The organism is Maribacter aurantiacus, assembly GCF_005780245.1.
In the GTDB taxonomy this organism is placed as follows: domain Bacteria; phylum Bacteroidota; class Bacteroidia; order Flavobacteriales; family Flavobacteriaceae; genus Maribacter; species Maribacter flavus.
Genome location: NZ_VBUK01000007.1, coordinates 48,636 through 75,555 on the forward strand (window position 1 = coordinate 48,636; position 26,920 = coordinate 75,555).

The window sequence follows — 26,920 nt, forward strand, 5'->3', positions numbered from 1 at the left end:
CTTATTACTGTTTTGCAAGTGTTTTTTTACTTGTAAAGCGTTCTTTAATTGAATCAACTACATAGTAAACAACTGGAACTAGGTAAACTGTTAGAATGAGTGATGATGTTACGCCTCCAATTATTACCCATGCCAATCCGTTCTTCCATTCGCTTGCAGTTCCTTGCGCCATGGCAATTGGTAACATCCCTACAATCATAGAAATACTGGTCATTAAAATTGGACGCATACGACCTTTTCCTGCTTCAATTAGAGCATCCTTGTAGTGCATTCCTTGTGCTTTCAATTGATTGGTAAAATCGACAATTAAAATAGCATTTTTCACCACTAATCCCATTAGCATAATCATTCCTAATAAGGCAAATAAGCTTAAGTGACTTTGCGAAAGATTCAATGCTAAGAAAGCTCCAATAACTGCAACTGGAATAGAAAACAATACCACAAATGGATAAATGAAGCTATCATATAGTGCAACCATAATGAGGTAAATAAGAATAAATGAAATCAATAGCACAGAACCTAGAGCACCAAAACTATCGTTCTGTCTTTTTATGTCACTTCCCCAAGTCATTTGCATTCCTTCAGGTAATGGATTTTCATTGATATAAGCTAAAACATCATCCGCTACACTTCCTGAAGGGCGACCTAATGCATCTGCTGTTATTGTTACAGCAGGCTGTCTATCTTTTCTCTCCAGTAGTGATGGAGATTCTTCTTGAATCACATCTGCAAATTGAGACACCTTAATTGGGATTCCTTTTGGATTAATGATGGTCATGTTTTTCAGATCGTCATATTCGTTTCGATTGAACTCATCAATATAGATTCTTACAGGATATTCTGTCCCTTGTTGGGTCAAAACTGCATCATCATTTCCAGTTAGTGCATTTCTAATACTCATTCCCACATAAGCTGCTGTTAAGCCGTATTTCTGCATTAATATATCATCTGGAATAACTCGATATTCTGGTGCACCATTTTCTACGGACAGTTGCACATTATCTGCTCCTGGAATCTCTTGTATGGCATTTTGTAAATTTGTTGATACATCCAATACTTCTTCAAAACTAGCTCCACTAATGGTTAATTCAATAGGTGCAGAGCGTGGAATTAAACCTAATCCTGCCATGGAGAAATTAATTCCTGCGAATTGATCTTGAAGCTCAGCTCTAAGATCCTTCATGTAAGTCTCTGTTGGTTGAAAATCTCGATCTTCTTTTGGCTTCAGTTGAATAGTGAATTCTGTAATATTTGGAGAACCGACACCCAAACTTCCAATTCCTGTACTTGGACCTCCAACATTACTAAATACTGTTGAAATATCAGGTTGACTTAACAAAAACTGTTCTACTTGATAGGAAACAATGTTATTTTGTTTTAAGGAAGTCGTTTTATCGTATTCCAGAGATAGACGGAATTTTCCTTGATCTCCTGTTGCAATCAATTCTTTTCCAATGATGTTTTGTTTCATCATAATTCCTGTTAGCGCAAACAATGCCAAAAGTATTCCTGTAAAAATGAGTTTATGATTTAACACCCATTTTAACTGGTTTCCGTACCAATTGGTAAAATTGTCGAGTTGAACTTCAAACCAAATCAAGAACTTATTAAAGAAATTAGTAGGCTTTAAGTCTTCTGATTTACCAATTCTAGACGCCATCCAAGGTGTTAATGTAAATCCAACTAACAAACTGGTGAGGGTTGAAGTTATCACAACTACTGAGAATTGTTTGAGCATATCCGCTACAAATACTTGCAAAAAGAGAATCGGAAGGAAGACCACAATATCAACTAGCGTAATCGATAAGGCGGAAAAACCAATTTCCATACGCCCATCCATTGATGCTGTTCGTTTATCTTTGCCCATATCAAGGTGACGTTGGATATTTTCTAATACTACGGTTGCGTCATCTACCAAAATTCCAATAATTAACGACATGGCTAAGAGTGTCATTAGATTCAGTGTGTAACCAAGCATCCACATTACTGCAAAAGCGGTTACTAAAGAGGTAGGAATAGCGACCAATACGATCAAGGAGTTTCTAAAACTACGCAAGAACAGAAGCATTACTAGCGATACCAGTAATACTGCCATAATTAAATCGACAACAACCGAATTAACGGCAGCAATTGTATTGTCTGTACTATCATCTGCCACAATGAATTTGACATTACTTTCCTTGTTTTGATCTTCAATCCATTTTAATTTCTCTTTCACTTTTGTTGATACATCAACTGCATTGGCATCACCTTGTTTTTTGAGGAGAATACCAATACCGTTTTTACCATTGTAACGACTGACAGAAGTAATTTCTTTAATTCCATCTTTTACAACTGCCAAATCCTTAATGTAAATAGAAGTGCTTGGAGGAAAAATAGCTACCTGAATATTCTCTATGTCTTCTACTGTATTGTACTTGGATGATATTTTAACAGAGTTGGATTGAATTCCATTTTCAATTTTACCTGCTGGAATATCCAAACCAGATCTATTGATCGCTTCCACTATTTGCAACATTGGAATCTTGTAGTATTCCAATTTGTTTTCATCTACAAGCACCTGAATTTCTCTTTCTTCACCACCTAATATCGATAATTCTGCAACCCCTTTTATTTGTTGAATTTGAGGTAAGTATTCATCCTGCATTTTTTGATAGAATTCTGTTGCAGGCAAATCACTGGTTGCACTAATCGACATTATCGGTAAATCGTTCGGAGATACCTTACTCATTTCAGGACTAAGAACATCAGCAGGTAAATCTTTACTGATGTTATCAATGTATCTCTGAGCATCTTGCATGGTTTTGTCCAAATCAGTTCCATACTCCAAATTGGCAATAATGACGGAAGCATTGGGTAATGATTTTGTTACCAAGTAATCAACTCCTTCAAGGTTAGAAAGTGCATCTTCAATTTTGCGAGACACAGATGTTTCCACTTCTTGAGGTTCTGCACCCGGATAGACCGTTTTAATTACTACAACTGGCTGATTAAAATCGGGCATTAACTCATAACTCAAATTTTTAAACCCAATGTATCCTAAGAGGATAAACACACTGAATAACACAATAATCAGGGAGGGTCTCTTTATCGAAATTTCGGTAATATTCATGACATTTAGATTATTGGTTCACAATTACATTGGCGTTATCAAAAAGATTGATAAATCCTCCTGTTACAATCGTATCTCCTTTTTTGATCTCACCATTAACAGATAGATAATCTCCGTTTCTTGATAGAATTGAAATTGGTGTTCTAACAGCTTTGCCATTGGATACAACATATATTTCTGGATTTGATTCAGATCCAATAATAGCCTTTGAGGATATAGTTAATGCATCATTCGAGCTTTGATTGGTAACGAATTTTAACTCACCATTCATTTTAGGTTTTATTCCATTTGAATTGTCTAGTGCAAACTCAACTTTGAAACTGTTTCCCATGCCACCTTTACTGCTTACTTGGTTTAAACTTGCCGAAATAGATTTAGGAGATATACCTGTTGTTACAGAGTAATGTTGATTCTCTGTAAACAAATAGAGGTCTTCTTCGGGAACATTAATTACAAACTTTAATTCTGATTGATTGATTAGTTCAAACAAAGGAACGGCAGGTGAAGCAAATCCACCCACTTCACAAAACTTCATAGAGACCACTCCATTAAATGGCGAACGAACAGTTGATTTATTGATTTGTTCAAGGATTGTTTTCTTCTCTGCTTCAATGGTAGCAATTGCGTTTTGCGTTTTTTCCAAAGTGATAGCAGGAACGGCATCTTCATTCGATAAAGTCTGATAGCGGGCTTCATCCTTTTTTAAACCACCTAATTTGGTTTCAAGAACATTCAATTGAAGTTGAAGCATTTGGTCATCCATTTTCAGTAAGGCTTGCCCCTTGGAAACTTTTTGACCTTCATTCACAAAGATTTGGGTGATTTTGCCTTGTATATCAGCACTCACTTTTACTTCATTCATTGATTCAAACAAACCACTAAATGTTTTGTTTTGTATTTCACTTATATCTTTTACTACTTCACCAAACACTTTTACTGGAGCTTCTTTATCGTATTTATAAACTCGATTTTCTGCTTCCTTTTTGTTTTGAGCTAATTGGATAATAACTATGGCGAGCAAGCCCACAATTATTAATATGCTTATGATTCTTTTCATGACCCTAATTATTTGAAATGTTGTTGGTTAATTTTTTTAGTTCTAAATCAGCTGCAAGGAATTCAGCTATACTTTGAAGATAGTTTTGCTGTTTCTGAATAAGCTCGTTTTGTGCAATCATTAAATCGTTCACAGAAATTAGCCCTTGTTTATGTTTCTTTTCCTCCTGCTCATAGATGGCCTGAGCTAGATCGACTTGTTGTTCGCTTAGCGTAACATTATTAAAGGCATTTTCTAATTGCAAAACAGCATTTTCAACTTCAACTTGTTGCGCATCTTTGGTCAATTCCTCCTTTAATTTTAAGTTCTCTAACTCTAGATTTTTTTGACTTATCCTTTTATTCGTAACCGTACCATTGAATAGAGGAAAAGAGAATCTAATTCCAGCATATCCAATAGGATAAAAGTTTAGAAACTGATTTGGACTCTGATCATATCCAAAGCCTTGCGTTCCGTATGTTGCTACAAATCCAACCTCTGGTATATATTTAGATCGTTTAAGTGACTTTAAATCAATATTGACAATCTCTTGTTGCAATTGAATGATTTCTATATCCTTATTGCCATTGTCTTTATACTGCATAAGGTCAATCATTAATATATTGTCCTCTACCTCAATAGTTGAAGCACTTCCTGTAAGCAATTGAAGTGCATTATAGATTTGCTGTAATTTGACATCCAGATTGGCTTGATACGACTGGAGTGTGGATACTTTTAACTCCAACTTCTTCACATCATTTTGATTTGCTAACTTTTGTTCGGCTAGTAATTCAATGTTTTTCTTAACTCTTTCTGTATTTGAAATGGTCGAATCAATAAAAACCATTTGGCTCTTTAATAGCTGAGCATTTCGATAAATGTTTGAGACTTCAAAATAAATTTGGTCATACGTCTTTTGGACTTCTAGCTCTACTATTTTTTGAGAAGTTTCCAACTTATTAATGTTGCCCATCAGCCCTGATGAATAAATAGGAACTTGTAACAACACATTTGCATTGATGTTATGAGGTACTCCAAATTGAGCTTCTTTAAATTGTCCCTCTGGTCCACCGAAAACCGATAATGGCATTAGCTGATAAGGGAGTTCAATGAAGTATTTATACTCACCATTAATACTAAGCTTTGGTAAAAGATTGGATTTAACTTCCTTATGTTTCAGAGCTGATAATTCTTGAGTATTCTCAGCAATGGCAATTTTCTGATTGTTCGCAAAAGCGCTATCAATACATTGCTCTAGTGTCCATGTTTGTCCGTATAGATTTATACTACTTAATAATAAAATCAACACGTTAGTAATTACTAACCTCATAACGCAAAAAATTTTATTTCAATAATACCAATTGACTGGTTTCCATTCCATCCACCCAATGCTTTACCATTGGTTCAATTAAAACACTATCGCCACTTGTAAGATCATGTGTTTCTCCTTTCTCATTTTCAAATCGAGCTGAACCACTTACACAAATTAAAAAAGCCTCCGTTTTAGTAATATGCTCTTTAAGCTGTTCTCCTTTTTTGATTTGTATTGCAGTTGCGCTTCCTTCAACTCCTTTGAATAAAGGGTATGCAGAAACGACTTTTTCTGAGTGCTTATCTTTTATATTCATTTGAAATACGTATTAAATTCATTCATTGATTCTTGTATTGCTTCAAAAGATTGCTTTTGATCTTCTTTTGAATCTGCTGCATTGAGTTCTTTTACCAAATCAATAAAAGGAAGTAGCCATTTATGAAGTTCATCATGCGCTTTTCCTGTCATTGTGCAATTTGATGTTAGAAGACCTATATTCTCATCCAACTTAGATCCAAGTTCATCATAGTTTCGACTGGATTGATTTGAAGTAGACTTTATATCCGATTCCATATTTTTAATATGAACCATCATTTCCTTGTTCACTTTCCATTTCTCATTGTTTACCAATTCTATATTGTAGGTATTCTTATTTGATTCAGAATTTTCCTTGGAATCTGATTGGTTCGTACAGCTAATAGTCATTAGAGTTAAACTTATTACTGCTATTCTTAATATGCTTTTCATAACTACATTAGTTAGTATTCACTAACAAAGGTAGTGAAATATTTTTTCTTTCAAATTATTTTCCAATTTATATTGATATCCCCACAAGCTTTGCATGGTGTAGAATTATGTCCACATCCTGCATAATAAAGTTCGATATTTGTCGGTTTCCTTGTACAGAAACCCTTGTTAATCAACTGATTTTCAAGGGTTTTTAAATTATTATGATTTCGATTTATATAAGCAGTCTCCAAAGCCTCTTTTAAAAATAGGGATTCTATTTTTTTAGAAAATCATTCGAATACCAGCAAAAATTAAGTCTTCCCCATTAAACCTTTTCCTATTTTAGGCCTCTAAAATTAGAGACACTAAATAACCAATATTATTATGAGTAGAAAATCAGAGAACACCTTTAGGGAATTTCACCGCTATCTAGGCTTTTTCCTTGCTGGTATAATGGCCGTTTATGCCATTAGTGGTATTGTGCTGACCTTTCGTAACACAGATTTCCTAAAAAAGGAGGTAACAATTACAAAAACCGTACCTGCAGGCCTCAATGAGGAAAAACTTGGGGAGGAACTTAAAATGCGCTTCTTCAAGGTCGATAAGACCGAAGGCGATATTGTCTATTTTGGCAATGGCACCTATAACAAAGCTACGGGCGATGTATCCTATACGGAAAAACGTCAGCCCATTGTCATCGAAAAAATGAACAAACTGCATAAGATGCACCAGGGGAATCCCTTATTTTGGCTAGCCATCTTATTTGGGATAGGTTTGCTGTTTTTTTCGGTATCCGCCTTTTTTATGATCAATCCAAAAGCGCCCATTTATAAAAAGGGTATCTATTTTGCCGTTGCTGGATTTTTATTGACGGTAGTCCTTTTGATGGTGTAATCCATTAGCAACCTTAAAAAAAACCCGGGCAATTGTCCGGGTTCTTTTTTTGGTCAATTGGTTATTTGATTTTTTATTTATACTTCGAAACACGCTCGTCGGTAATGAGCCCATTCCAATTTAGTCCGAAGGCGAAATCATATACATTTCCAGCAGCATCCGTGTACGGCACCATATCCCTTGGTACATCCTCAAATTGGGTTTCTACCGTGGCCATATCTGCCGGCATTTGAAAAGGCAGCAATGCCGATGGTTCGGCTTCTCCTGATATGATTTCCAAAAGTGCCTGGTCCTGCACCCCAAAGCCCACTAAAATGGCATCGGATTGTTTTTCGATTTCAGAGAAGACCATGGGGTTGGTAGTATGTACAACTGTCAATACAGGTTTGCCTTTCATGAGCGATTTTGTTCTCACTACCAATTCGGCATCGGACTTATTTGCTGTGGAAACCGATTTGTTTCGATAGCTTCTATTCGTAAAATCTTCCAACGGGTCACCGCCTGCGATACTTTCCGCCCGAGCTTCGGTCGCCGTATAATCGCCGTATTGCAGACTTATCGGGAAGTACCCGTTACCACCCTTTTTAACATCGGCCTTATCATACCCTATTCCAGAAGAGGGACTTTCTATAAAAACCAATGCGATATCCGCAGCGTTTGGATCATCGGTCACCTCAAAATATTTTTTGACCAAATCCATGTTCACCGGATAATCGTTGGTGGCCGGACTTTCCATACCCAAAAAATTTCGGCTTGCCGCCACGTAGCGCTTAGGCACATATACTTTCTGCATTTCCTTCAAGGGAAGCACATTGTTCATATTTTTCAAAAGGACAATGGATTGAAGCTGTGCTTCGAATCCGGCTTTCATAAATGCCGGTTGACCTACCACTTTTTTCGTTTCCGCCGGTGCCACGTACGGATTCTCAAAAACACCAACCCTAAAGATATTCCTCAAAAGACGTACTGCGGATTGCTCCATTCGTGCCCGCATTTTTTCCTCCCCATGCTCCTTTGTACCCATTTCATAGGCATCCAAAATAGGTTGGGCGTTATTGTTACCGCCAAACTGGTCCACACCGGCCATCAAGGCTTTGTAGTGAAGTTCAGCTTCGGATAGGTTTTCCAGTCCCCAAGGTTTTCCATCGATGAAATTGTCCATAACGGTATGCTCATGGGTCACGCTCCAATCCGTACAGACCACCCCATCAAATCCATATTTTCCACGGAGTAAATCCTTTATTATGTATTCATTGTAACCATTCCCTACATTTTCCCCATTCTTGGTATCCTGGTTCCAGGAAATGGTATAATAGGGCATAACCGCAGAGGCCATTTTAGTACCGCCATTAAGTTTAAAGGCACCTTCTAAAAAGGGGGTCATGTGCTCATCGAAATTATTACCTGGATATACCGCATACTTTCCTGCACCGTAGTGGGCATCGCGACCCGCTTCACCTGAACCACCGCCAGGCCAATGTTTGACCATGGCATTGACACTTTCAAAACCCCAACCACCGTCTTGGGACGATTGAAATCCGTCCGTATAGGCGCGTGCCATATCGGCGGCCAATTTTGTGCTTTCGCCAAAAGTGCCATTAAAGCGTGCCCATCTGGGCTCCGTGGCAATATCGATTTGTGGCGACAATGCTGTCGTAATTCCCAAGGCCCTGTATTCCTTGGACGCTATTTCACCAAATTTCCTCACCAAATCTGGGTTAAAACTTGCTGCCATGCCCAAGGAGCTGGGCCACATGGAAATATCCCCACCCGAAGCGGCATCGTATTCCATACGGGCCACCGTGCCGTGTCGCGGATCTGAGCTATTATTGGCCGGTATGCCCAAGCCAACACCCTCACAAAAAGCCTGTAATTTATTGTTCCATTGGGCGGCAATCTCGGGGGACTGTACCGTGGTTATAAGCACATGACATAAATTATCGGTTTCAAGGAACTTTTTCTGCTGATCTGTTAATTCGGACGGATCCGTTTTTCCCTCAGTAAAGGGTTCTCCATTATAGGTGCCTGAGAAATACCCATTCGGCCTTGCCGGAATCGATTGATGACCCGAGTACAACATAAGTCCAGCAATTTGCTCAACGCTCATTTTCTTTGCCAAATCCAATGCCCTTTCATCCACGGTCAGTCGCCAGTCCTCATAGGCATCCAATTCCCCGTTCTTATTTAGGTCCTTGAATGCAAAACCTTCAACTGTCAATAGTTTTACTCCAGATTCCGAGTGATAGCCTAAGGTAGCGCCCCCTGTATTTTTAACCAGGGAATGGCCGTCCACTACTTCCTCCGTAAACTTGGGAGCCGTTTCACAGCTGGCGATTACCAGTGCAAGACTGCAAAGAAACAAAGGCGATACTTTATGAAATATTTGCAAACTTTATATTTTGAGTGTGGTTAAAGGCTTGATGTCAATTCAAAAAGTTCCTTATCCAATTGGGGCTTCACCTCGCAGCTGACATCAAAGTGCATGGTTGCCGTATTCTCTTCTGTATAGGCAGGCCATTCCGGTAAATTATCCGTGTTGGGGTTTCCTGTTGTGGCGAAATTAATCCACGCCTGGCTCATCTTATCGGCCAAGGCATGTGCCTCTGCACCACCACCGGTCATTTGATTTGCCTTGTCCACCGTATTAAAAACAAAGGGTAGTTCCATACAGTGTAGTGATTTGTATTTGCCGTCAAAAACCGGGGATTGCCACGTAAATAAGTACATATACACATCGGCACCACCTTCCAAGCTTGATTTAGTATTTGCCTGTGCCACGGCACCTGGTCGGAATCTGGTATCCACGTCCAATAAGTCCTTAGGGTCCGTGTCATTTGGATAGGCCTTTTTAACCGCAGCGATGTAATCATCGGCCTTATCCTTGTACGTATCCTTGATATGTTGCATAATTTCGGTCTCGTTAGCTTCCAAAAACCGCATATTGGCGAATGGTGCAAATTCGTTCTTAACGGTTCCTATCATTAAAGGAATGTTCTTGGACAACTCAAAAGCTTCGTCTGAATTTACCTGATAAGGCAAATCCTCCCCATCCCTGCTGGGCCCCCAGTTCAGTCCAAAACCTATGACCGGCTTTCCAGAATCCTTCATTTTTCGGGCGACATTTTGTAATGCCTTGGCACTGGCATCGGCCAACACTTGGAACGGTATCTTTTGAATACTATCGATGTTGGAGGCATCCAATCCCAAAATAGAAATGGTTTCCGCCGCTATCGCCTGCGTATCTTCCTTCTCCAAAATACCGCTTCTCATGGCCCCGCTCTGGTTGATGGCCTTATGAAAAAGTCCTTTTGCCTTGGGCATGGCCATCAAAGTATTCACCTTGGCCCCACCCCCAGACTGACCAAATATGGTTACATTGTTGGGGTCGCCACCAAAATTCCCGATGTTCGCCTTTACCCATTCCAGGGCCATGACCATATCCAATATACTGTTGTTGGCGGAGTGCTTGTACTTTTCTCCATAAGCCGATAAATCCAAAAAGCCCAATACATTCAAACGGTGATTGATGGAAACCACGACCACATCCCCTTTTTTACTGAGGTTCTCCCCGTCATAGGAAGGGAGTTCATGACTTGAACCCGCCGTAAAACCACCGCCGTGAATCCAAAACATAACGGGCCTTTTTTTGCTATCCGAAATACTTGGGGTCCAAACGTTCAAACTAAGGCAATCTTCGTTGGTATAGCCCCAATCATGATCGAACACAAACTCCGATTCGTCCTGAACCGAAGTGGTAGGCGTCATCAAAGGAGCCACAGGACCGTACATGGTGGAACTGCGTACGCCTTCCCAGGCTCCGGGCTTTACGGATGCTTCAAAACGTTCCGCCTTGGCATAGGGAATTCCCTTATAGGTAAAAATTCCATTTTGGATATATCCGCGAACTTTGCCACTTTCCGTATTCGTAACGGCTACATCCTTACCCGTGGTCACTTCTTGGGCCATTGTGGCCAAAGTAGTCATTGCCAGAAACAACGCATTTAGTACTAATTTTTTCATTTTCTTCGTGTTTGAATGAACTTGGTATTCATAGAAAATCCTAGTAGGACCACTAGGAATAAATGTTCGTGTTTAAATAATCATTTTTGAATTTCCCTTCTGGGTCATGTTGCTTGGCCAATGCCAGAAAGCCGTTGAATTTGCTATACCTACTGGCTAATTTTTCCCGTGATATGGTAAAGAGTTTGCCCCAGTGTGGTCTGTAATTAAATGGCTCCAGTTCTGCCTCAATCATTTTAATAAGCGCCCCAACTTCTTCAGGGTTTTGTTTCCATGTGAAATGGATGGCCACACAATCCTGCTGATAACAAGGGCTCATCCAATAATCATCTGCCGCTATCGTACGTATTTCGGTAATCATTAATTGCGGAGAAATAAGGTCCCTCTTTTTTTCCAAGGTCAAAATCGCATCCAGTGCCTGCTCCGTGGGTACAAAAAATTCCGATTGCAATTCCTCTCCGCTACTGGGCGCAAAGCCCATTTTAAAGTGGGGCAGGCGATCGTACCAAGGTCCGGGAACTCCCATTTGGCCAGTACAGTTTTCTGCGGACAATTCCGTAATGGGGTGAAGGTTTCTAGTGGCGGCCTTTGCACCAAAATAAGTATCGCCCAAATCCTTTACTTCTTCATCCGTTCTTCTCTTGACCCAAACCTGACTTATTTTTTGGTCTTGCCAATCTGTAAAAAGACTCACACTATATCCCCCCGATAAAATTTCCTCAAAATTTTCCTGAAGGGACTCCAAGGGCAGTTCTTGAAAAACGTCCTGGCGCACCTCAAAAGTTTTCTGGATATCCAAGGTCATTTTGGTAATGATGCCCAAGGCACCCAAATTAACGATGGCACCATCAAAGGCTTCATGGCCCCGTTTTAAGGTAATCAATTCACCCATTCCGTTCACCAATTCAATGGCAGCGACACCTGTGGCAAGATTTCCATTTTTTACACCTGAACCATGGGTCCCCGTAGCACAGGCTCCAGCAACTGAAATGTGTGGTAAGGAAGCTAGATTATGCAGGGCATATCCTTTGTCATGAAGTTCCGGGGCAAAATCCCCATACTTGGCCCCAGCACCGACGGTAACCGTCATGTTTTCCTCATCCAATTCCAGAACCCCTTTAAGGTTTTCTGTCGAAATTTGGTTCAAGGGGCTATCTGCAATATTGTTGAAACAATGCTTGGACCCCAAGGCTTTTTGAGCGCCCAATTCCTTCACTAGTTTTTGAACCTCCTCAGCCGTTTTTGGAACATGAAGTTTTTCCGCTTTATAAGTATAATTGCCGGCCCAGTTTTTACGGATAGGATCCAAAGGCAAATCTTCGGACATTTTGGCCTTTTCCATTTTACAGGAAGCCAAAGGATTAATAGCGGTAACCGCGGCAAAAGCCGCGGTGGTTTTGATGAATGTTTTACGTTTCATGTTCGGTGTTTATTCAAATCCGAACTTCTTCAAGCCCTCATGGCTGATTTTAATGGCTTCCAGCGGTTTAAGTCCGTCAAAGGTCATATCCTGTTCTACCATATAATACTCCATACCGGACAGCTCCTTTTTCGCTAAAATCCTACCGAAATCAATGGTTCCCTCACCTACGGGCGCAAATCTGCCCTGGTCGTCCATATCCTTTACGTGCCATAATTTGAATCGGCCCGGATATTTCTCAAAATACGCTACAGGGTTCGCACCTGCTTTGGTCACCCAATACAGGTCCATTTGGAAGTTTACAAATTCCGGATTACAGTTTTCCAAGAGATAGTCAATCATAACCACATCGTTATCTCCTTTTTTGAACTCGAAATCATGGTTGTGATACAACAGTTTAAGACCTGCCGCATTCGCCTTTTCGCCCAGGGTGTCCAAAATATCGGCCAATTCTTGGGCCGTACCTTTCATGCCCATGGTCCTATCTTCCATATTGAAGGTAAACATTCCCATTGGGGGAACGGGCACCACAAAGTATTCAAAACCGGCCGCCATGACATCGGCCATCATCTGATCGGCATTCTCCAAAGTAACGGAACCTTGATGCGTACTTACCGGGGTCAAACCTACCTCGGCCAAATAAGCCTTGAAATCCGCTGGGGACATATCATAAAATTTCCCATCGGCATAACTTGCGGCCTCGATATTTTTATAGCCGGCATCGGCCACCGCCTTGAGGGTGGTTTTGGCATCGGTACCCATGTCTTCCCGAACGGTATAAAGGGCCAATCCACCAAAATCAGTCTCTTCCTCCACTACAGTCGCTGGAGTCTCCGTTGCCTCACTTGCCTTATCGGCTTTTTCCTTACAGGAAAAGACCAACCCAGCCGCAACCAATACAAATACATTTAAGATTATTTTTTTCATGTTCATGTTGTTACTAATTATCGATTTATGTTTAAACTCAAAATGCTTATTTGAAACTGTATAAGTAAGGTGCCTTATGCGCCTTTCCTTGAAACAGTTTTTCGTGCCTTACCAGTATTTCCATGGACAGCATTTTTCGTTGAAAAGTGGTACGACGTATTTTTTCGCCCAAAATGGCCTCGTATACCTCCTGTAATTGCCGCATGGTGAACTTTTGGGGCAGCAGGTTGGTACCAACGATTTTTCGATCCAGATTAACGCGTAGGACTTCAAGCGCCTTATCCACCATCTCCTTGTGATCCATCATCAGTGGAGGCAGTTCGTCAATGGAATACCAGTTGATACTATCCGAAAGTTCATCGGGCCTTAGACTCACCTCCTCATAATTGATCAAGGCGTAATAGCCTATGGAAAGAAATCTGCCCAACATCCATTGGTGTTGCTCCAAATCCAGTTTGTTTTCGGTAAGGATCTTTTCCATGATCTTTGGGTCTGACCTTTCCAAACTTCCAAAGGTGTAAAACTGCTCCAAGTAAATATCCTGTAATCCCGTACGCTGACTGACGCCGTTTTTTACGGCATCGTCCAGACTTTGGTCCATCTTGACAAATCCCCCCGGCAATGCAAAATAGCCGGTATTGTGGTATTCCAACACAAGGATTTTCAGCTGGCTACCATTAAACCCGAATATGACGGAATCATATGACACATTCTGAATATAATCCCGCTTTTCTTTTGAACTACTCAAATTCAGTACTTTTAAAATCCCAAAGTATCAAATAACGAACAAAATGGACAGAAAACAAAGCATTATTGTAACAAAATGAGACAATAATTGAAAGGATTCCTTAATCCACTACTCACTTATTTCAAACATATATCTGCCCGATATCAATTCCAATTGTATCTGACTAGTCTCACCCTTTGAGATAATTTTGACACCCTTCGCTTTTTTAAGCTTCTTGCCATTAACCAAAACTTTCTTAATGGAATCAGTATCCAAATACAATGTAGCACTGGTATTGGCGGGAACGGTTGCGGTATAATTCCACCCACCTTCGGTCCATTCCCAAGCGCTTTCAATGCGTCCGTACATACTATCATAATACCCTTTGGCATATGTCATTTCCTTATCTGGATCAGGTATAGGTTGTAAGATAAAATGTTTAAATCCAGGATTGCCCTCGTCACGCTCGATTCCTAAGGAATAATTATACATCCATGCGGCCACTGCCCCAAAGGAATAATGGTTAAATGAGTTCATGCTATTGTTGCCGCTAAATCCGTTTTCCACTGTATAGGAATTTAATCGCTCCCATATGGTTGTTGCTCCGTTTTTTACGGAATATAACCAAGAAGGATAAGAGGTCTGCTGCAATAACCTATATGCCATCTCATTCTTTCCATTTTCCGATAGCGCATGGTTCAGCGACGCAGTCCCAATAAAACCGGTCATTAAGGAATATTCGGGACGGACTATTCCAAGCTCGTCCTCATTAGTTCTTTGAATCGTGGTCACCAAGTTAGAAATTGACTTCCCTTTATTTTCTTCACTCAAAACACCCATATCCAAAGGAATCGCATAGGATGCCTGGGTGTCCACAAAATCGCCCGCCTTTTTTCGCTTGTCCTCCGGCAAAGGAGGGCCAAAACGCATGCTTTGGTTTCCAAGATGCAATGATTTACCGGTTTCACTATCAACATAAGTGTCATTGAAGAATTTCTTACGCTCTTCATATTTCCTTTGGAAGGTTTCGGCATCGGCTTCTTTGCCGAGCAGCTTTGCGGTTTTTGTCAATATTTCCAAATCCCTAAGATGGTAAGCTGTCCAAAAAGCCGTATCCTCGTTCTTGAATCCTTCCGGACTCAACCAATCGCCCAAGGGACCTTCATTGATAACTCCTGTCTCAGAATTAATTTTTGAACTTAAAAATGCCTCATAGCGTTTCATGGCATCATAATGTTCGGCCAATAAAGCCAAATCACCATATTGTTGATACACTTCCCAAGCCACAATAATACCGGCGCTTCCCCATAGGGTCCCGCCAAATCCGCCCCCAACCGGAGCTACATCGGTAAAGCGTCCATCCTCGCGTTGCACATCTCGCATGGCGAGCATATGCCTATCCAAAAAAGGCTCCACGTCCGCCAAGTAGGTAGATGCTTTTGAAAATACGTTGATATCACCGCTCCAGCCCATACGCTCGTTCCTAGCAGGGGTGTCCGTTGGAATGGATAGGAAATTTCCGCGTAAGGACCAGGTAATGTTTTCCCAAAGTTTGTTCACCAATTCATTGGAGGTTTCATAATTGGATGAAAGACTATCAATGGAACTGATGACCAACGCTTTTATATTTTCCATGGGTACCGGGGTATCGACCCCCGTAATTTCCAAAAACCGAAAACCGTGAAAGGTGAAACGCGGCCTTATGGTTTCCTCCCCACCCTTTCTTATGTAGATATCCTGTGTAAGGGCGGCCCTAATGTTCTCCAACATGACCATACCGACATTGGGGTCATATTCCCTTAAATCAGGATACTTGACCTCGGCATACCGCAGGGTTATGGTGTCACCGGCCTTCCCCGGAGGAAGCACAATTTCTGGAAAACCTACCATATTTTGGTTCATGTCATATACATACACCCCAGGCCTTACTTCTTCCATAGACACGGGTTCTAATTCTTTTACTATAGAAGCATTTTCCCCAATTTGGCCAATTATTTCAAGGTTTTCATATGTTAAACCATCATCTGGATAGGTGGTACCTCCCAACGAAACCTCCTTTACAGATTTCCAGGATGCATCATCAAAACCGGTTGTAGACCAGCCTTCGATGACAGCTTCCTTGGTCGCGTCATATACCTCCCCTTGGAAAAAACTACCATATTGAATTGGCCCGTCTGTAAATAGTTTCCAATCGGTATTGCTGGTGACCATCTTTTCAGTTCCATCCTCATAGGTAATGATTAATTGGGCTAGTAGTGATTGCCTATCCCCAAAAAAGTTCCAATGCTCACCGCTATAGGTAATATTTCCACTCCACCAACCCTCACTCAACCATGCACCCAGTGAATTTTCCTTTCCCACCATATTCGTGACGTCGTAGGTCTGATACATGTGTGTCTTGTTGTATTGGGTCAACCCGGGATTGAAATAATCATTTCCTACCCGCTCCCCGTTCAGGTACATTTCATAAATACCTCTGGCCGTAACGTACAATCTTGCCTTGGCTACTTTTTTATCCGCTATATCGAAAGTGGTTCTAAGCATAGGCGCGGCATTTCTGCTTGGATCGGCCACAATCAAATTTCCTTCCTTTCCTCCCGAAATGGATAAGCCATTTGGCTTTATAACGAGATCGGCATTATTTTCCATAGCTTTCCTAAAAATACCGTCGTACGAATCGGCATCCTCTAAATCCTCGGAAAACAATGCGTTTGATGGCGCCCTAAAGTTTTTGATTTGGAGATTTGAAAAATAGGCCTTTTGACCTTCTCCTACATAAAAGCCGATATCCGCCACCATTGGAAAACTAATATAGTCATTCCCCTTTCCGACAGGATTTAGATTAAAACCAACCCGACCCCTAGGTGGTGGATTGGTATCGTCATTGCCCGAAATTTTATTAGCAGGCTCCCATCCGTCCAAAAAAATCTCAAACAGGCCAAAATTACAAGCCATATGAAAAGTATGGTTTTGATACTTGTTTTCCTGATTGATCAAGTTCAATGGAATATCATAACTGCGAAATGGCATTTCATCACTATCTTCAGGAGCATATCCTACACGATATACATTGAATTTTGCCAATCCAGATTCAGAACCGTCCACTTCAGAAATATCCAATTCAAAACGAATATAACTCTCGTCCTTTCCCGAAGCTACCCCTTGAATATTCTTGTCCTTGTCCATTAGACGCTGATCATTGGCCCCAAACACAAAAGAGGCTTTGGTACTTTTGGATTTTTGATCCAATTGCATCCCATATTCAAACTTAAAGACGGACAAATAATGCGAGTACAGTACCATATCTACATCCCCTCCCCCGATCCACTGGGCATTGTTCCATTCACTGGAATTTGGATCAGGGTCCATTAAGCCCGTTTCGAACCATGAAGCATTGGTAGAAACGTTATCATCCTGATCCCAAACCGAGAGATTCCACGCATAGCGTGTTCTTGGTTGTAATTTTTCGCCGGCATATGGGATGGCCAAGGATGCATCACTCGCGATCCTCCCACTGTCCCAGACCAAATCACCATCTTCAGTTTGCACCTGTATTTGATAACCTGTCTGAAATTGACCGACCAACTCCGTATTGGTTACCATTTGCCAGCTAAATCTGGGGGTATCCACATCTATCCCCATGGGAGTGGGCAAATATTCAACAGTGAGCTCTTTGGTAGGTGTTTGGGCAATTACAATTGTCGTTGATATAAACAATGTAACAAGCGATAGTATCCTTTTCAAAATATTCAATTTTAATTTTCGAGTCTTCAATCTCTTAGTTCAAACTTGGTGAAGAATTTGTGCGGAAATATATTCCTTAATTTAAAAACAACCGTTACGTACTGTTAGGTATATATTATAAAAGTGAAGAGATATCACTTCCCTAATTTAGTATATTCGAAAATATTTATACCCTTCCATGCTACATCTCATTGACATAATTGAAGATTCCAAAGTTCCTAAATACAAACAGATCATTAATTCCCTGTTTGCGGCTATTGAAAATGGCGACATCAAAAAGAACGATAAGCTGCCATCGGTCAATGAACTTTTGATAGAGTTCGATATATCCAGGGATACCATCGTAAGGGCCTATGACTATCTGAAAAAAATGGAGCTCATAGAATCCGTTCCCGGTAAAGGTTATTACATCAAGAAAGATGACTTGGTCCTTAAGGCCAAGGTCTTTTTGTTGTTCAATAAGCTAAGTGCCCATAAGAAAATCATCTACGATGCCTTCGCCAAGGAACTAGGGGATAGCGCCACCATTGATTTCTTTATTTACGACAATAATTACAGGCAGTTCAAGAATTTGATCGAGGCCAGCAAATCTAGGGAATACACGCACTATGCCATCATTTGCCATTTTGAGGAAGGCGGAGAGGACCTCATCAATTTTATAAAGACCCATATTCCATCGGAAAAATTAGTCATTCTTGATAAACGCGTAGAACAGTTAGGTGATTCCGTAGGATGTATTTACCAGGATTTTGAGAAGAATATTTACGAGGCCCTTGCCGAACTGAATCCGCAATTGAAAAAGTACAAACAGATCAAATTACTCTTGCGCAAACGCACCTATCATCCTATCGAAATAAAGAATGGCTTTATAAAATTCTGCGGACAATACGCCTATGACTTTAAAATTGTGGAGGAAATAGAGAACGAGACCATTGAAAAGGATACGGCCTACATCAACCTTATGGAAAACGATTTGGTCATCCTCATCAAAAAAATAAAGGAAACCAATTTTGTGCTGGGCAAGGATGTAGGCATCATTTCCTACAACGATACCCCGTTAAAGGAAATCCTCTTGGATGGTATCACGGTAATCTCAACCAATTTTGAACAATTGGGAAAAGAAGCGGCAAAACTCGTCATCAATAAGCAAAAACACCAAAAGGAGAATCCATTTTACGTGATTCTCAGAAAGTCATTGTAACACTAAAAAAAGTAACAGAACAGTTCGGAACAGGTTTGAGAACCGATTTATGTAATCTTGTAATCATTACATTTAGGTACTGTGCTGGAAAAAATCCTTTCTTAGGTTAAAGAGATAGGTACTAAGGTGTAAGGCAAAAAAACGATAATAATACCTGTACTAAAAAAAGTTTTAATGAATGCACATACGAAAAAGTTTAAACATGTAGACTACCTCTGGGATGATGAGAAAGCGGCCGCTTTAGAGGACGATCAGGTTGCCTTGTTTCTTTATCGATCCAATATTTTGGGTGCGGATTTACGAATCACCAATTATGGAGGTGGAAATACAAGCTGTAAGACCATAGAAAAGGACCCATTGACCAATGAGGATGTGGAAGTCATGTGGATCAAAGGTTCCGGTGGGGATATAGGAACCTTGACCAAGGCCGGAATCGCCGGTCTTTATACGGAAAGACTTCGTAATCTTAAAAATGTATACGGTGGTTTGGAAGATGAGGATAGAATGGTGGGTCTTTTCAATCATTGTATCTATGATCTGGATAGCAAGGCACCGTCCATTGATACCCCGCTCCACGGTCTACTGCCTTTTAAACATATTGACCATTTGCATCCGGATGCCCTCATAGCGGTGGCCGCCGCAAAGGACAGCGAAAAGGTGACCAAGGAAATATGGGGCGACACCATGGGATGGGTGCCTTGGCAGCGGCCCGGTTTTGATTTGGGACTTCAGTTGGAAAAATGCCTGAACGATAACCCAGGCATTCGTGGTATTGTATTGGGTAGCCACGGATTGTTCACTTGGGGCGATACGTCCTACGAATGCTACATGAATAGCTTGGAAGTCATTGAAATGGCCTCTGAATTTATCGAAAAGAAAATCAAGGAGAATGGAAGTGTTTTCGGGGGACAAAAAGTGACCTCACTACCCGAAAAAGAACGAAAGGAAAAAGCAGCGCAATTAATGCCTTTATTACGGGGACTTTGTTCTTCCGAAGCTAGAATGATCGGTCATTTTAACGATAGTGATGTCGTTCTTGAATACATCAACAGTAATGATTTGGAACGATTGGCACCCATGGGCACCTCCTGCCCCGATCATTTCTTGAGAACGAAAATCCAACCTTTGGTACTGGATTTGGATGTGAACGAAGACACGCACGATTCCGATGCATTATTGAAAAAATTGGAACCTGCCTTCGAAAAATATCGTGAGGAATACAAGGAGTACTACGAAAATTGCAAACGGCCCAATAGCCCGGCCATGCGTGACCCTAATCCGGTCATAATCATTTATCCGGGAGTGGGAATGTTCAGTTTTGCCAAAAACAAGCAGACAACTAGGGTCGCCAATGAATTTTATGTAAACGCTATCAACGTAATGCGAGGTGCAGAGGCAATAACGGAATATACATCACTACCAAGACAGGAAGCATTTGACATTGAGTATTGGTTGTTGGAAGAGGCTAAATTACAGCGTATGCCCAAGGAAAAACCACTTTCAAGAAAAGTAGCTCTAGTTACCGGTGCGGGTGGAGGAATAGGCAAGGCAATCGCCGATAAATTGGCCCAAGAAGGCGCCAATGTAATTCTAAGTGATATTGCCGAAAATCGTTTACAGGAAGCTGTAGAAACGTATCCAAGGGATGTCGCTAGTTATGCGGTGTGCGATGTAACCAAAACGGAATCCATTGAAGATGCCTATAAAAAAGCCTGTTTGGAGTTTGGAGGAATTGACATTGTAATTCATAGCGCTGGCCTGGCAATTTCAAAACCCTTGACCGAAACGACCGAAAAAGATTGGGACCTCCTTCAAAATGTATTGGTGAAAGGTCAATTTGAATTGGCCAAACAAGGAGTAGCCATCATGAGACAGCAAGGACTAGGTGGGGATATCATCAATATAGCAAGTAAAAATGGATTGGTTTCAGGCCCCAACAATGTTGGATATGGAACCGCCAAAGCGGCACAACAACACATGTCTAGATTACTGGCGGCAGAATTGGCCTCCGATAAGATTAGGGTAAATGTCGTGAATCCGGATGGTGTCATCGTTGGTAGTAAGATATGGGAAGGAGAATGGGCCGAAGGACGCGCCAAGGCCTATGGTATTACAGTAGACGAACTTCCCGCACATTATGCCAAAAGAAACCTACTCAATGAAATTATCTACCCAGAGGACATTGCCAATGGGGTTTTTGCCCTAGTCGGCATATTGGACAAATCCACTGGAAACATTATCAATGTTGATGGGGGTATGGCCAATGCATTTGTAAGATAATCGTGTTAATTTTAAGTTGAGGGGAATCTCCACAAGCATTTTGCTTGTGGAATTTCTCTATTTAATGAAAAGGTATGATAGTAAACAAATCAGATATAGCATCAGATAATCAAAAATCACTTCAAGATCATCAAGATAAATTTGAGTTTTTGTCCAATTCTTTGGCAAAATCAGAAATTAATGTAGATGATCTTGTAAATAAACTGGCCGACTTCCAAGTGGCCATTCCCAGCTGGGCCTTGGGTGCAGGAGGAACGCGCTTTGGCCGTTTTTCCTATGGCGGAGAGCCAGGCACTTTGGAACAAAAGATGGACGATGTAGGTATCCTCCATGCATTGACCCAAACGGCAGGTGCCATCTCACTACATATACCTTGGGATATACCAACAGATTATGAAGCCATCAAACAAAAAGCTGCCGAACATGATCTGATTTTTGATGCGGTAAATTCAAACACTTTTCAAGATCAAAAAGATGCCAAGGAAAGTTACAGATACGGTTCACTCAGCAATACGAGCGATGCCGCAAGGGACCAAGCAGTACAGCATAATATAGATGTCATCAAAATTGGGGAGAAACTAGGTTCCAAAAGCCTAACGGTTTGGTTGGCCGATGGCATCAATTTCCCGGGACAGGGGAACTTTCAATCGGCACTTCAACATACGGAGGATAGCTTAAAAAAGATTTACAATTCCATGCCCGAAGACTGGAGTCTTTTTATTGAATACAAACCTTATGAGCCCAACTTCTACAGCACAGTAATTCAGGACTGGGGTACTTCGTTTATGTTGGCCAATGCTTGTGGCGATAGGGCGTATACCTTGGTGGATTTGGGGCATCACCTGCCCAATACCAATATTGAACAGATCGTTGCGACGCTCATGCTCAAGGGAAAATTGGGAGGTTTTCACTTTAACGATAGTAAATATGGGGATGATGATCTTACCGTAGGCTCCATTAAGCCTTATGCCCTTTTCCTTATCTTTAATGAACTGGTACAAGGAATGCAGCACAATCCCCAAAATCCCTATCCGGCTTGGATGATCGATGCAAGCCATAATATCAAAGATCCGCTAGAGGACTTGATACAGTCCTTGGAAGCCATTCAGGAAGCATATGCGAAAGCAATGCTTATCAATCAAAATAAATTAAGGGAAGCCCAAGCAGCGCATGATGTGGCACTTTGCCAAGAAATTATACAATCTGCCTACCGGACCGATGTAAGACCCTTATTGGAAAAAGCCCGATTGGCACGAGGCGGAGCCCTCTCACCTATTCGGACCTATCGAAACCTAAAAGTAAGGGAAACATTGATAAAAGAAAGAGGTCTTCATTCGGTAGCATCGGGACTTTAAGCTATGCAGAACGTAACGGCCATATTTGACATTGGTAAGACCAATAAAAAGTTTTTCCTTTTCGACGCCAATTTTCAGGAGGTGTATCGGGAATATACTTCATTCGATACCATTGAAGATGAGGACGGTCACCCAACGGAAGACCTACTGGCACTTCAAAGATGGCTAAAAGGTGTTTTTGACAGCATACTTAACGAAGGGAAGTTCAATGTAACCGCCATAAATTTCTCAACCTACGGTGCCAGCTTGGTGCATTTGGACGAAAATGGGGAAGTACTTACCCCTTTGTATAATTACACTAAACCCTTGGGAAACGAGATTATTGAATCGTTTTTTGAAAAATACGGTCCAGAAGATGAATTTGCAGCCATTACCGGATCCACAAATTCAGGGATGCTGAATTCCGGGATGCAACTTTATTGGCTGAAAACCAAAAAACCGGACCTTTTTAAAAAAATTAGATACTCTCTACATCTTCCTCAGTATATCAGTTACGTTTTTACGGGAATTCCACTAAGCGAATATACCAGTATTGGTTGCCATACAGCTTTATGGGATTATTCTAAAAAAGACTATCACTCTTGGGTTTATGCAGAAGGTCTTCATAAAATATTCCCTCCTATGGTTTCCACGGAGACCAGTATCAATATGAACTATAATGGAAAACGGATTAAAATTGGTGTTGGGATCCACGACAGTTCTGCGGCTTTGCTTCCTTATGTTCGAAGCATAAACAAAAAATTCGTCTTGGTTTCCACGGGCACATGGAGCATTACCTTAAACCCTTTTGAAAATGGCGTACTATCTAAAACTGAAGTAAAGCAGGATTGCATCAATTATATGCGGATCAATGGAAAGCCAGTGAAATCCACCCGATTGTTTTTAGGAAACGAGTATAGTCATCAGATTAAAATCCTATCGGAGCATTACCAAGTTTCCGAAGATTATCACACCTCGGTTGCATTTGATATGGAATTATATCTGAAGTTAAAAAAGGATTTTCAGCACAGGTTTTCATGGAAGGCTTTAAACAGTCCTGAAATGCCTACTAGAGCCATACTTAACTATGATACTTTTGAAGAGGCCTACCACCAATTGATGATGGAATTGGTGGAACTGCAAGTGAAAAGTATAAAAATGGCCCAAGGGGCTATGAGTATCAAAAGACTATATATTGAGGGTGGATTCAGTGATAATGAAATTTATATTCAGTTGTTATCCGATGCCTTAAAAGATATGAAACTCAGAACAACGGATTCCTCCTTAGGATCAGCTTTGGGAGCAGCCATCGCAATTTCTGATGTGAAATTAAATTCCAAGTTTTTAAAGAATAATTACTCGTTAAAAAAACACGTACCTTTTATTACCAAATAAAAAGCAATGGCCAAAAATTTTGACTCAAATTATCCCTCGGTAGACGATTTAAGAAACAAAGCTAAATCTAGGGTCCCTAGGTTTGCCTTTGAATATTTGGACGGAGGCTGTAACGAGGATGTAAGTTTGGCAAGAAATACCAACGATATCCGCGAGGTGCAGTTAGAACCCAGATATTTACAGAATTATGGTACCAGCTCCACCAAGACCAAGGTGCTGGGAATGGAATTCGACGCACCTTTTGGGATTGCTCCAGTGGGATTACAGGGTTTGATGTGGCCCAACTCACCGGCCATTTTGGCAAAAGCAGCTTTCAAACACAACATTCCCTTCATTTTAAGTACGGTAACTACGATGAACATTGAAAGAGCGAGTGAGTTGACCGAAGGCAATGCCTGGTTTCAGTTATACAACCCCGTAGATGATGCCATTAGGGACGATATCATTAATAGGGCACAAGCCGCCGGTTGCCCAGTTTTGGTATTACTCTGTGATGTTCCCACATTTGGGTTCAGGCCCCGTGATTTTAAAAACGGACTGGCCCTACCTCCAAAAATGTCCGTAGCCAACATCCTTCAGATTTTGGGCAAGCCTACATGGGCATTCAATACCTTAAAATACGGACAACCCACCTTCGAAAACTTAAAACCATATACGCCAGAAGGGCTGAATTTAAAACAATTAGGGGCTTTTATGGACAAGACCTTTTCTGGTCGGCTTAATGCCGAAAAAATAAAACCCATACGGGACAAATGGAAGGGCAAATTGGTATTGAAAGGTGTGGCCTCGGAGCAGGATACCCAAGATGCCATTAAAATGGGCTTTGATGGAATCATCCTTTCCAATCATGGCGGAAGGCAATTGGATGCCGCACAATCCACCATTGGTACCCTACAGGACGTTGCCGACAAATATGGTAACCAAATAGAAATTATGCTGGATAGCGGCCTACGTTCTGGACCCGACATTGCAAGAGTCATGGCCAGTGGGGCCAAGTTTACCTTCATGGGCCGTTCCTTTATGTATGGTGTAGGTGCACTGGGGCCAAAAGGGGGTGACCACACTATAGGTATGCTGAAGACCCAATTTCAACAGGTGATGGATCAGTTATGCTGTGAAAGGGTCGAGGATTTACCAAACCATCTCATTAAACAATAACCAACCTAAACAATATTTCATGAGTCAGTTCAACATTGAGGAAGAAATCGAGGAAATCGCTGGCGGTGAGTTTGAAAGGGAACCCGTACCTCAATCCAAATTAAAAAACTGGAAAAGCTTTTTGGGCATGTATGCTGGGGAGCACGCCGCTGGAACCGAATTTGTAATCGGACCCTTGTTCCTTACTACCGGGGTCAGTGCCTTTGACCTCATCATTGGCCTATTGCTGGGAAACCTGATGGCCGTATTGAGCTGGCGATTCCTTACTTCGGAAATAGCCGTTAAAAGAAGATTGACCCTCTATTATCAGCTAGAAAAAATCTGTGGCAAAAAACTTGTCATTGCCTACAATTTGGCCAACGGTATTCTTTTCTGCTTTTTGGCAGGGTCTATGATTACCGTTTCGGCAACGGCGGTGGGCATCCCTTTTGATATGGAAATGCCAAAACTGACGGATACCATGCCCAACGGCATCACTTGGATAGTCATTGTAATGATTATTGGGGCAGTCATCTCCTTAATCGCCTCCAAGGGTTACGAAATGGTTTCAAGGGCCGCAAACTGGATGTCACCCGTAATTGTCCTCGCATTTTTAGTGTGTGGTTTTGTGGCACTCCAGCAATTGGGTGTACAAAGTTTTTCTGATTTTTGGAATATATGGGGCGATGGCGGTGACCCATTTCCCGGCCAAATCAAATATACTTTCTGGCATGTGTTCTTTTGGTCCTGGTTTGCGAATGCGGCCATGCACATAGGTATGTCCGACCTATCCGTTTTTCGCTATGCAAAAAAGGCAAGTTCTGGATGGACCTCCGCTGCCGGTATGTATGTAGGGCATTACATGGCTTGGATTGCCGCAGCACTACTATATGCGGTCTACATTAGGACTCCCGAAGCACAAAATTTATTGAATATGGGCGAGGCACCCTCCGTCGCACCAGGTCCCTTGGCCTATAATGCCATTGGGGTATTTGGAATCATAGCCGTAGTACTTGCCGGATGGACAACGGCCAACCCTACCATTTACCGGGCAGGATTGGCATTTCAGGCCATAATGCCCAAAACATCTACATTTTGGGTGACCATTTTGGCCGGTACCGTAGCGACACTGGCTGGCCTTTTCCCTGCCTTCGCCATGAAACTATTGGATTTCGTTGCTTTTTATGGATTTGTACTCGCTCCCGTAGGTGCCATCATCGTTTTTGAACATTTCTTCCATGAAAGAATGGGCATCGTCCAGGATTATGCCGAAAAGGCGAATTTGCAGTTTAATAAATCGGTGTTACTGGCATGGGCCATAAGCTTTGGGGTATTCTATTTTATATCCGTACAATTTGATGTGTTCCTGTCCTTTTTAACCTTACCTGCTTGGATTTGTTGTGGCATTTTATTTTTAATACTCAGTAAGAGGACACAAAGAACTATCTAAGAAATTAAAAAATTGAACATTTAAAAGGGAAAGAATAAGCACTTCTTTCTCTTTTATCATTTTATATATAAAAACACTGCCACATAAGCATTTTTGATTGTTATTTATTATGAATGTCATAGAGTTCTCAGAAAAACGATGTATTATTGTATCACACTGAGACAATAGAAAAATTAAAATCATGCAAAAACATATCTTATCA

Annotated in this window: 18 protein-coding genes; 7 read left to right on the forward strand and 11 right to left on the reverse strand. The window is 41.1% G+C overall.

Annotation, left to right across the window (positions count from 1 at the left end):
- Positions 1-4: 4 nt before the first annotated feature.
- The 5 genes from FEK29_RS12165 to FEK29_RS12185 are packed head-to-tail and all read right to left on the reverse strand — an operon-like array spanning position 5 to position 6,207.
- Positions 5-3,112, reverse strand: a complete 3,108-nt coding sequence (locus tag FEK29_RS12165; protein ID WP_138258712.1) for an efflux RND transporter permease subunit — start codon at positions 3,110-3,112, stop codon at positions 5-7.
- 10 nt (positions 3,113-3,122) lie between these two features.
- Positions 3,123-4,169 carry an efflux RND transporter periplasmic adaptor subunit gene (locus tag FEK29_RS12170; protein ID WP_138258713.1) on the reverse strand — a complete coding sequence of 349 codons (1,047 nt, stop codon included), beginning with the start codon at positions 4,167-4,169 and terminating at the stop codon, positions 3,123-3,125.
- 4 nt (positions 4,170-4,173) lie between these two features.
- Positions 4,174-5,478: a TolC family protein gene (locus FEK29_RS12175; protein WP_138258714.1), complete on the reverse strand. Its 1,305-nt coding sequence runs from the start codon at positions 5,476-5,478 to the stop codon at positions 4,174-4,176.
- A 13-nt stretch (positions 5,479-5,491) separates the two neighbouring features.
- Positions 5,492-5,776, reverse strand: coding sequence for a cupin domain-containing protein (locus FEK29_RS12180; RefSeq protein WP_138258715.1), 285 nt, complete (start codon positions 5,774-5,776; stop codon positions 5,492-5,494).
- Entirely contained in the window at positions 5,773-6,207 is a 435-nt protein-coding gene (locus FEK29_RS12185) for a hypothetical protein (RefSeq protein WP_138258716.1), read from the reverse strand. Before FEK29_RS12185 ends, FEK29_RS12180 begins: the two co-directional genes overlap by 4 nt.
- Positions 6,208-6,573: 366 nt before the next feature.
- Between FEK29_RS12185 and FEK29_RS12190 the strand changes: the two genes are divergently transcribed.
- Positions 6,574-7,083 (forward strand): PepSY-associated TM helix domain-containing protein, encoded by a 510-nt coding sequence (locus FEK29_RS12190; protein ID WP_138258717.1) that lies wholly within the window; start codon positions 6,574-6,576, stop codon positions 7,081-7,083.
- A 73-nt stretch (positions 7,084-7,156) separates the two neighbouring features.
- Here FEK29_RS12190 and FEK29_RS12195 read toward each other — a convergent pair whose 3' ends face one another.
- The 6 genes from FEK29_RS12195 to FEK29_RS12220 all read right to left on the reverse strand — a co-directional run bounded on the left by FEK29_RS12195 (position 7,157) and on the right by FEK29_RS12220 (position 17,921).
- A complete protein-coding gene (locus tag FEK29_RS12195; RefSeq protein WP_394347773.1) occupies positions 7,157-9,472 on the reverse strand; it encodes a glycoside hydrolase family 3 protein in 2,316 nt (771 codons plus the stop codon).
- Positions 9,473-9,492: 20 nt separating this feature from the next.
- Positions 9,493-11,103: a carboxylesterase/lipase family protein gene (locus FEK29_RS12200; protein WP_138258718.1), complete on the reverse strand. Its 1,611-nt coding sequence runs from the start codon at positions 11,101-11,103 to the stop codon at positions 9,493-9,495.
- A 52-nt stretch (positions 11,104-11,155) separates the two neighbouring features.
- Positions 11,156-12,523, reverse strand: coding sequence for an FAD-binding protein (locus FEK29_RS12205; protein ID WP_138258719.1), 1,368 nt, complete (start codon positions 12,521-12,523; stop codon positions 11,156-11,158).
- A gap of 9 nt (positions 12,524-12,532) precedes the next feature.
- A complete protein-coding gene (locus FEK29_RS12210; protein WP_138258720.1) occupies positions 12,533-13,450 on the reverse strand; it encodes a sugar phosphate isomerase/epimerase family protein in 918 nt (305 codons plus the stop codon).
- 46 nt (positions 13,451-13,496) lie between these two features.
- Entirely contained in the window at positions 13,497-14,198 is a 702-nt protein-coding gene (locus FEK29_RS12215; RefSeq protein WP_138258721.1) for an NUDIX hydrolase, read from the reverse strand.
- Between the two features lie 108 nt (positions 14,199-14,306).
- Positions 14,307-17,921 carry an alpha-L-rhamnosidase gene (locus FEK29_RS12220; RefSeq protein ID WP_138258722.1) on the reverse strand — a complete coding sequence of 1,205 codons (3,615 nt, stop codon included), beginning with the start codon at positions 17,919-17,921 and terminating at the stop codon, positions 14,307-14,309.
- A gap of 178 nt (positions 17,922-18,099) precedes the next feature.
- Here FEK29_RS12220 and FEK29_RS12225 point away from each other — a divergent pair, with 178 nt between their 5' ends.
- From FEK29_RS12225 to FEK29_RS12250, 6 genes are all read left to right on the forward strand, one after another.
- Positions 18,100-19,122 carry a GntR family transcriptional regulator gene (locus tag FEK29_RS12225; RefSeq protein WP_138258723.1) on the forward strand — a complete coding sequence of 341 codons (1,023 nt, stop codon included), beginning with the start codon at positions 18,100-18,102 and terminating at the stop codon, positions 19,120-19,122.
- 174 nt (positions 19,123-19,296) lie between these two features.
- The gene (locus FEK29_RS12230) at positions 19,297-21,402 is read left to right on the forward strand and encodes a bifunctional aldolase/short-chain dehydrogenase (RefSeq protein ID WP_138258724.1); all 2,106 of its coding nucleotides are present in this window, start codon (positions 19,297-19,299) and stop codon (positions 21,400-21,402) included.
- A gap of 74 nt (positions 21,403-21,476) precedes the next feature.
- Positions 21,477-22,757, forward strand: coding sequence for a sugar isomerase (locus FEK29_RS12235; RefSeq protein WP_138258725.1), 1,281 nt, complete (start codon positions 21,477-21,479; stop codon positions 22,755-22,757).
- A 3-nt stretch (positions 22,758-22,760) separates the two neighbouring features.
- Complete coding sequence (locus tag FEK29_RS12240) at positions 22,761-24,131, forward strand: FGGY-family carbohydrate kinase (protein WP_138258726.1); 1,371 nt, start codon at positions 22,761-22,763, stop codon at positions 24,129-24,131.
- 6 nt (positions 24,132-24,137) lie between these two features.
- Complete coding sequence (locus tag FEK29_RS12245; RefSeq protein ID WP_138258727.1) at positions 24,138-25,289, forward strand: alpha-hydroxy acid oxidase; 1,152 nt, start codon at positions 24,138-24,140, stop codon at positions 25,287-25,289.
- A 19-nt stretch (positions 25,290-25,308) separates the two neighbouring features.
- Positions 25,309-26,718, forward strand: a complete 1,410-nt coding sequence (locus FEK29_RS12250; protein ID WP_138258728.1) for a purine-cytosine permease family protein — start codon at positions 25,309-25,311, stop codon at positions 26,716-26,718.
- Positions 26,719-26,920 lie beyond the last annotated feature (202 nt).

Bases quoted from the DNA above. Each gene is read 5' to 3' on its own strand.
- FEK29_RS12165 (WP_138258712.1), bottom strand. From the start codon at position 3,112: ATGAATATTACCGAAATTTCGATAAAGAGACCCTCCCTGATTATTGTG.
- FEK29_RS12170 (WP_138258713.1), bottom strand. From the start codon at position 4,169: ATGAAAAGAATCATAAGCATATTAATAATTGTGGGCTTGCTCGCCATA.
- FEK29_RS12175 (WP_138258714.1), bottom strand. From the start codon at position 5,478: ATGAGGTTAGTAATTACTAACGTGTTGATTTTATTATTAAGTAGTATA.
- FEK29_RS12180 (WP_138258715.1), bottom strand. From the start codon at position 5,776: ATGAATATAAAAGATAAGCACTCAGAAAAAGTCGTTTCTGCATACCCT.
- FEK29_RS12185 (WP_138258716.1), bottom strand. From the start codon at position 6,207: ATGAAAAGCATATTAAGAATAGCAGTAATAAGTTTAACTCTAATGACT.
- FEK29_RS12190 (WP_138258717.1), top strand. From the start codon at position 6,574: ATGAGTAGAAAATCAGAGAACACCTTTAGGGAATTTCACCGCTATCTA.
- FEK29_RS12200 (WP_138258718.1), bottom strand. From the start codon at position 11,103: ATGAAAAAATTAGTACTAAATGCGTTGTTTCTGGCAATGACTACTTTG.
- FEK29_RS12205 (WP_138258719.1), bottom strand. From the start codon at position 12,523: ATGAAACGTAAAACATTCATCAAAACCACCGCGGCTTTTGCCGCGGTT.
- FEK29_RS12210 (WP_138258720.1), bottom strand. From the start codon at position 13,450: ATGAAAAAAATAATCTTAAATGTATTTGTATTGGTTGCGGCTGGGTTG.
- FEK29_RS12225 (WP_138258723.1), top strand. From the start codon at position 18,100: ATGCTACATCTCATTGACATAATTGAAGATTCCAAAGTTCCTAAATAC.
- FEK29_RS12230 (WP_138258724.1), top strand. From the start codon at position 19,297: ATGAATGCACATACGAAAAAGTTTAAACATGTAGACTACCTCTGGGAT.
- FEK29_RS12235 (WP_138258725.1), top strand. From the start codon at position 21,477: ATGATAGTAAACAAATCAGATATAGCATCAGATAATCAAAAATCACTT.
- FEK29_RS12240 (WP_138258726.1), top strand. From the start codon at position 22,761: ATGCAGAACGTAACGGCCATATTTGACATTGGTAAGACCAATAAAAAG.
- FEK29_RS12245 (WP_138258727.1), top strand. From the start codon at position 24,138: ATGGCCAAAAATTTTGACTCAAATTATCCCTCGGTAGACGATTTAAGA.
- FEK29_RS12250 (WP_138258728.1), top strand. From the start codon at position 25,309: ATGAGTCAGTTCAACATTGAGGAAGAAATCGAGGAAATCGCTGGCGGT.